Annotated in this window: 7 protein-coding genes and 2 pseudogenes; all 9 read left to right on the top strand. The window is 46.2% G+C overall.

All coding sequences use genetic code 11. The features are described from left to right. Nucleotides 1–366, top strand: a pseudogene (locus tag ACEW8P_RS19545) (hypothetical protein); the annotation flags it as partial. Nucleotides 367–491: 125 nt separating this feature from the next. Then, nucleotides 492–1,190 (top strand): WbqC family protein, encoded by a 699-nt coding sequence (locus tag ACEW8P_RS19540; RefSeq protein ID WP_373514759.1) that lies wholly within the window; start codon nucleotides 492–494, stop codon nucleotides 1,188–1,190. A 67-nt stretch (nucleotides 1,191–1,257) separates the two neighbouring features. Further along, entirely contained in the window at nucleotides 1,258–1,917 is a 660-nt protein-coding gene (locus ACEW8P_RS19535) for an acetyltransferase (protein WP_373514758.1), read from the top strand. Between the two features lie 43 nt (nucleotides 1,918–1,960). Beyond that, nucleotides 1,961–3,187 (top strand): glycosyltransferase family 4 protein, encoded by a 1,227-nt coding sequence (locus ACEW8P_RS19530; RefSeq protein ID WP_373514757.1) that lies wholly within the window; start codon nucleotides 1,961–1,963, stop codon nucleotides 3,185–3,187. Continuing rightward, nucleotides 3,184–4,167, top strand: coding sequence for a glycosyl transferase (locus ACEW8P_RS19525; protein WP_373514756.1), 984 nt, complete (start codon nucleotides 3,184–3,186; stop codon nucleotides 4,165–4,167). Before ACEW8P_RS19530 ends, ACEW8P_RS19525 begins: the two co-directional genes overlap by 4 nt. Further along, nucleotides 4,167–4,919, top strand: coding sequence for a DUF5672 family protein (locus ACEW8P_RS19520; RefSeq protein WP_373514755.1), 753 nt, complete (start codon nucleotides 4,167–4,169; stop codon nucleotides 4,917–4,919). The genes ACEW8P_RS19525 and ACEW8P_RS19520 overlap by 1 nt, the downstream gene beginning before the upstream one ends. Beyond that, entirely contained in the window at nucleotides 4,916–5,902 is a 987-nt protein-coding gene (locus tag ACEW8P_RS19515; RefSeq protein ID WP_373514754.1) for a hypothetical protein, read from the top strand. Before ACEW8P_RS19520 ends, ACEW8P_RS19515 begins: the two co-directional genes overlap by 4 nt. A 107-nt stretch (nucleotides 5,903–6,009) precedes the next feature. Beyond that, nucleotides 6,010–7,335 (top strand): hypothetical protein, encoded by a 1,326-nt coding sequence (locus ACEW8P_RS19510; protein WP_373514753.1) that lies wholly within the window; start codon nucleotides 6,010–6,012, stop codon nucleotides 7,333–7,335. A gap of 25 nt (nucleotides 7,336–7,360) precedes the next feature. Further along, a pseudogene (locus ACEW8P_RS19505) lies at nucleotides 7,361–7,585 on the top strand (hypothetical protein); the annotation flags it as partial.

Below are 7,585 nucleotides of genomic sequence, written 5' to 3'. Positions count from 1 at the left end.
TCTGCCTATGGGTATGAGTCGGCGTTTACCACCGAGCGCATAAAATTCCAAACTTTCGCCCGGCCCGATACTTACCCCGCCTATCTACGTTTCGATTCGCTCGTCCCACCTGACGCTACGGTAGCCCTCGGAACGATCAATGATGATTTTGAGTATCCGCTCTACGGCGAGGATTTGACTAGGAAACTCATTTCCATAAATCCATTTGAGCGGGGCGTTCAGCCCATTCCTCCCGAAGCCGATTTCCTTTTTTTCGACAAGAGCGTCATCCATCCCCAACCTGGCGACGTACGCTTAGGAACGGATACCAGCATGACCGACCTTATCGTTAAGGGAGAGGATTACTATTTACGAAAACTAAAATAAGTACTATTAGTTGCTAAAGCATTGCCAATTTGACTCTCACTCGTCATTCTGAGGACTCCTATTCATACACACGACATACTCAACTATCCACTAAAAATTTATTCACTTTACTATTTGACACACACTTGAAACTTGCCATCATGCAGCCGTACTTTCTGCCCTACCTCAGCTATTATAAATTGCTGAATTTGGCAGATAAATTTGTCATTTACGACGACGTGAACTTCATCAACCGCGGTTGGATAAATCGAAATAATATCTTGGTGGGCGGAAAGGCTCACCTCTTCACAGTTCCACTATTGAACGCCAGCCAGAACAAGCTAATTTATGAAGTGGAGGTCTCTCCTGATTCGGTCTGGCGCAAAAAATTACTCAAGACTATCGCTCAGACTTACCGCAAGACCCCGCAGTACGAAACTGTATTTCCTTTCATCGAAGACATTGTCAACGACACATCTGAAAGTATTGCCGACTACTGTCTGCAAAGCTTGACCAAAACGGTAGAATTCCTCGGCATCCAAACCGAAATCGTGAAGTCATCGAGACAGTACGATAACGCAGATTTGAAATCTCAAAACAGAATTCTCGATATTTGCCTGAAAGAAGAATCCAATCATTATATCAATTCCATCAGAGGGCAGGAGTTGTACGACAAAACTCTCTTTGAAAATGAAGGGATTAGGTTGAATTTTATCAGAACCGTCCCTACCCCCTACCCTCAATTCAAAAATGAGTTCGTTCCCTGGCTCTCTATTCTGGACGTGTTGATGTTCAACAGCACAGATCGAATTCAGGAATTACTACAAGAGTACGAATTGATTTAATATAGGATTACGACGGTAGCACATGTATACGCCTTAAGTCCTCCACCACAAAACGTCCCCACGATTCATGGCAAAAGTCATCATTTTCGGAATTCTAGACACGGCGGAACTCGCCCATTACTACCTGGATAACGACTCGGAACACGAGGTGGTAGCCTTTGCCGTAAACCGCGAGTACCTGAAAGAAGAATCTTTCCGCGGCTTGCCGCTCGTAGCGTTCGAGGACGTCGAAACACTTTTCCCGCCACAGAAATACGCCTTTTTTGCTCCACTGACGGCCCGAAACATGAACCGAAACCGTGAAAAAATATACCTGGAAGCCAAGGCGAAAGGCTACGAGTTCATTTCCTACATCAGTTCGCATGCAACTATCCTCGATCGCAGCGTGGTGGGTGAAAACTGTTTTATTCTGGAAGACAACACGATACAGCCTTTTACAACCATCGGCAATAACGTAGTGCTTTGGAGCGGCAACCACATCGGTCACCACGGAATCATTCACGATCACGTATTTTTTACGTCTCATGTGGTCATGTCAGGCCACTGCACCATCGATTCTTATTCATTTTTCGGGGTCAATGCTACCATTCGCGATTATTCACACATCGCGCAGGGAACGCTGGTGGGCATGGCTGCTGCTGTAATGAAGAACACCGACGAATGGAGCATCTATGTAGGGAACCCTGCTAAGAAGGTGCCGGGGAAGAAAAGTTTTGAAGCTTATTAAAGCTGCTTAACTTTGCCACTTGCTCAAACAACCACCAATTAGTTTGCAAAAAGTTCTGTTCATTTCGCACGATGCTAATCGGGCCGGTAGCCAATTACTACTGCTCCAACTCATTGGTCTGCTAAAAGAAAAGGGTGTTGCAACGCACCTCCTACTCTGTGAGGGTGGTGATTTGGTAACAGAATTCACCCAAGTCACATCAGTTACTTTGGTAAAGCCGCTGCCTCCTCGTACCTTGTCTCAGCGAGCATTGGGCTTATTGACCAGAAGCAAGACTGCCGTCGCCAATCCTGATCTGATTAGGGTTAAAGCGGAGCTTCTTGCGCAGAATTTCGGCTTGGTGTTTGTCAACTCAGTAGCCAATTCAGGATTTTACAAAGACCAACTCCCCTATTTGCATTCTCTGCCCGTAGTTCTTTTTGCCCACGAACTACAAATGTCGGTCGCCACCTACACCGAACCCGTCTCGCTAAAATTCTTACTGAGTCGCTGCTGTCACCTTATCGCCGTCTCTCGGGCCGTGGCCAACTACTACGTGGCTTCGTACCAATACCCCATTGGTCAGGTAAGTACCTTCACACTCATCAATACTGCCGATATTCAACAGCGAATCTCTACGATCAATTCTAAACTCCTGCAACAGGAACTCGATCTACCATCGGACGCCATCGTGGTGGGAGGCTGCGGTAACGCCGAATGGCGTAAGGGTAACGATATTTTTAATCTGATTGCACGAGCGGTCATCGAGCAACGACCCGACCAACCCATTTACTTCGTGTGGGTTGGCGCAGGTGACTCGCAGCCTTTCTACGAACTTATAAAGTTTGATATAGACCGGTTTGGGCTCGCGGATAAAATCAGGTTGATTCCGCCGACGCCCCGCGCACTCGACATTATGACTCGATTTGACATCTTTTTGCTCAGTTCTCGCGAGGATCCCTATCCGCTCGTAGTTCTTGAAGCGGCTTTACTCCAAAAACCTATCGTATGCTTCGATGGAGCGGGTGGCGCACCTGAACTGGTAGAACACGATGCCGGGGATGTAGTGAAGTACCTCGACGTCCCTGCTGCTACAAAATCCGTTCTGACGCTTATCGACAATAAGCAGTTGAGAATTACCCAGGGAAAAAAGGCCCACGATAAGGTTTTAGAGCGACATGACACTGCTTCGAGTGTGCAGAAAGTTATCGAGGTTATGCAAATCTGTTGTCCGGAAAGTACTGGGGAAAAGGTGGTGGCCGAATCCGCTAAAATCAGTCCTGCCGCATGACGATTGCCTTCACGATTTGCTCCGTCAACTACCTGGCGCAGGCCCGCACTTTGGGCGATTCGCTTCAAACCACTAACCCTGATCTTCAATATTTTGTAGGCTTAGTAGATCGGCTGGATGGCGTTACATTTGAGCCTGGTTATGAGCCTAATTATCCATTAGTTGAAGTACACACAATTGGCATTAAGAACTTTGCCGGGATGTGCGACCGATACAATATCACCGAACTCAACACAGCGGTTAAACCCTTTTTTTTTAGCTATTTTTTTAAAAAACACCCAGAAGCTGAGAAGGTCATTTACTTCGACCCTGACATCATAGTCTTCCAGCCGCTAACCCGACTACTCGGTCATCTGGATCATCACGAGACTGTGTTGACGCCACATCTCTGCACCCCGATCGAAGATCAGAAAACACCTAACGAGCTTAATCATCTCAACACAGGTGTATATAACCTGGGCTTCTGCGCCTTTCGCCGCAGCGATGATGTACTTTCTTATGTCAAATGGTGGGAAGAAAAACTTCGCTATGAATGCCTGATTGCGCTTTGCGATGGCTTGTTCGTGGATCAAAATTGGATGAATTTTCTGCCCTTATTTATAAAAAATACTTTCATAGAAAAGCACCGGGGACACAATGCTGCCTATTGGAACCTGCATGAAAGGTACTTTTCTAAAAAGGCAGACAAGTTTGTGATCAACGACAAGCAATCGCTAATCTTCTTCCATTACAGCGGCTACGATCCGCGCAGATCCGAACTGATCTCAAAGTACCAGGATCGCTTCACATTCGACGAAAGATCCGATCTCGTAGAATTATTTGCGATTTATCATGATCGACTCGTGCAAAATGGAAATGAGTACTATCGTCAATTCCCCTGCCGGTACATTAAGCCGGAGAAAATATACAAGTACGTCCGCGTTAGGAAAGCCCTGATTGTTCCGCTGCGAAAACTGGTCGCCGCACTCGACACCCATTGATGAAGGAACTTGTTACCATACTTATTCCGGTATTTGAGTTGCCGATGACAGCAGTGGCGATGAATTCACTGGCTTCGGTTAACGAACACTTAGGCGATTTTCCAATTACGTTCATCAAAGGAGAAGGCATGAAACAGGTCGAAGAATTGACGGAATTTTGTCCGTCGGCCGATTTTGTTTCTTTCGATGACCGCTATTTTTCCAGTCGAACCGGTTACGCCAAATTATTGCTTGGTACAGAGTTATACCAGAATTTTGGGTGGAGCCGCTATTTGCTGATTTGTGAGATGAACACCGTAATTACTAAAAATGAACTGGCTTACTGGTGTCGGCAAGGCTACGACTTCATTCAGCCGCCCCCTGACTTTTTGACTCAGAAGTCAGGGACGTTTAATGTTAAAAGACGCTTTAATACGCGAGAATACATTCAGGAAAACCACAACGAATTAGCTGAATTTAGCAAGGGCAGCGGCATTTCATTGCGAAACATCGAAGCATTTTACAAACTAACCAAGCGTAAAGGAAGAACCATTCACAGCTACCTGAATTTAGCGATGCATTTAGAAAATGACGCCATTTTCTGGGAATTGTACACCAACCGCTGGTGGCCCGAATTGAATACGCCCACGCTCCTCAGCCGCAAACGTTTTGCGCAATCCGCTCCCTACGATACCGTGACAACTGTGGTGTTGGAAAAACCCTTCGCCATTTCGGGGCTTGTTCGCCCTCTTCCCGCCCCAAGTGCTTTATGAAAATTGCGTTTACAGTTTGCAACCGACACCACCTCAGTCACGCCCTTGTCCTGGCCCACTCGCTGAGGCAGCACAATCCCGACCGACGGTTCTTTCTTGGATGGGTAGATCGGATGCAACTACCCAACTTACCCAATTGGATCAGCGTAATCCCGGTCGAATCGCTCGAAATGGCGGACTGGATTAGCATGGAACAGCGTTACTTCGACTTTGAACTAGTTGCCGGTTGCAAGCCGTTTTTTGCCCGATATTTACTGACCACTTTTCCCGATTGCGAGGAATTGCTTTTTCTTTCGCCCACTACGCAGGTATTCGATTTACTTGATAAAGTCGCCAATAGCTCTGATTTTTTGCAGTTAAATCCACAGCGATTGCGACCGATTGGCGATTTTGGTGGCCGACGCATGGGACGGTATCAGCTCGATGACAAGCGAATCCTGAACACCGGCATGTACCAGGCCGGAAGTTGGATTATGCACCCGGATGGTCAGGAAAAGGCAATGTTGTCTTGGTGGTGCGACCGTATGACCGACCGTGGCTTACTGGATCTGTGCGAAGGAATGTGTCTGGATCAATTATGGCTGAACTATCTACCAATTTATCACGAGCGGGTGGAGACGATTCGTAACCCCGGCTGGCAATACGGGCTTCCTGCTGTGCCAGGTTCAAAATTCACGTTTATCCAGGGACAGTACTTTGTTGACAACTCCCCTCTAGTTTCTCTGGATTTCGCAGGAATTGAAACGCATCACCCACTCTTGTCCGACTATGTGGATTTGGTAGATGGCAAGCCCCTGTGGACCGATTTGCGGCACTCCTATCGCAATTCTCTGCAAGAATACGATTTCTCATTTGATATTGCGATTTCAACTTATGGAAACCCAACTATCGTCAAGTCTCAACGTAACTATCGCAGGCGGGCTGTGCGCTTCCTCAAAAACCTGATCGACGGTATTGAGCACTTCGATTGGACTTACAACTAATTCGCAAACAAAATACCTTACCTTTGCTGCCGTTTTAGAAAAGTTGGTCTGCGCTTTAACATCTGAACGTTGCCGCTTTTTTAATAAATGAAATCCGCCTTGGAAAAATGAGTGCGAGTTCGCTTTGGAGAATATTCAATTATTTGCGTTATTCAGCCGGTATCGCCTTGGTAGTCAACGGCTGGCCATTGGTTTTTTTTATTAGAGACACCCTACGCATTGGGCCGGCCAGCAACGTTTTTACGGCCTTCTTTTTCGGATTCTCTCTGCTGTTGATGTTTCCTACGCACCTGTTTGTCCGCCTCTACAAGGTCAATTTCACCCTTCTCAAGTACGGCGTGCTGTTTTTGTTAGTTGCGCTTTATCACTTTTTGCTCTTCAACAATTCCGGGGTGGACTGGTTCGTAGAGATGGGAAACTATGTTCTAATTTTCGCTTTTCTTTTCCTCATTATTCACGTTCCTAACGAGGTAAAAGACACGCTTTTACCAATCGTTTTCTTATTAACGTTCCTTTGTAATCTCACCTTAGTCTATTCTCTGTTGACTGACCCTAATTGGCATCTAGGAATGAGGGCTGCCGTCACCTTTGGTAATGAGAATGCACAAGAAGGTGGGAATCCTCACGTAACGGCTCGAAATGGACTGGTTTGTCTGATTTCCGGACTAGTTCTGGTCGGGAGGTACAAAAATGCGCTGATCAGAATCTTTCTTTTCGCTGCTGTACTTTTTAGTTTGGCACTAATTGTTCTCTCCCAAGCTCGATCAGCGTTGTTGGCTTTAGTACTAATGGGGGGCATGTTTTTCTTTTTCAATGCAAAAGCGGAGAATGTTTCGAGAATTATAAAGGGTCTATTTTCGGTTAAATCTCTGGTCGTCGTCATTTTACTATTTGTCGGATTGAAGATTTTTCTGGCTCAATTCAGTAGCTTGGAAGGGATGCTTTACGGATATTGGTACACCTTCTACGATAAAATGATCAATATTGCTTATACGGCATTCGGCGTAAAGCTAACCGACACAGCTACGATCGACCACTCGGCGATGGGACGGGTTACGAGTTTTTCTTACTTCAACGAAGCCCTGGCTGCTCCGGCACTTTTATTGATTGGTGGAGGATATAAGAGTAGTTATATGGACGTCCCGATAATGGAATCCTTGGTAAACCACGGGATCTTCGGTTTCATTTTCTTCGGCGGCCTGAATTTGTACTTGTTCCTCTACATGCTCAAAGAAGCGCGAAAACCAGCAAATAACCTCACCCTCTTTCTAGCCTACTTTTATGTGTATATCTTCGTGATGGTATTCACCAACGGCCGCCCCTACGACTTGTACTATTGGTTTCCGTTTGTGCTGTTCATCCGTTTTCTAAACATTAAATACTTGGACGCCAGACCGCAGGAGACATTACAATACCGTCAACAACTTACATAGCTCACTCGGGTTCTTGCTAAGATTTATGCGCAAAATATTTCTCGGGATTCTTTTATTTTTGATCATAGGGCTGGCTACCGCCGAAATCGTACTTAGAAGCAAATATGGTTTCCTCAGCACGCCTCTCTACGTTTCCGACCCCGACTACGAATACATCTACGCGCCAAATCAGGATGTCGTGCGGTTTGGCAACCATATCAGAACGAACACTCATTCCCTGCGCAACGAGCCTCTCCTACCCACCGACACA

Source organism: Persicitalea sp., assembly GCF_041751555.1.
GTDB lineage: Bacteria > Bacteroidota > Bacteroidia > Cytophagales > Spirosomataceae > Persicitalea.
This window is presented reverse-complemented; position numbering and strand designations above follow the sequence as displayed.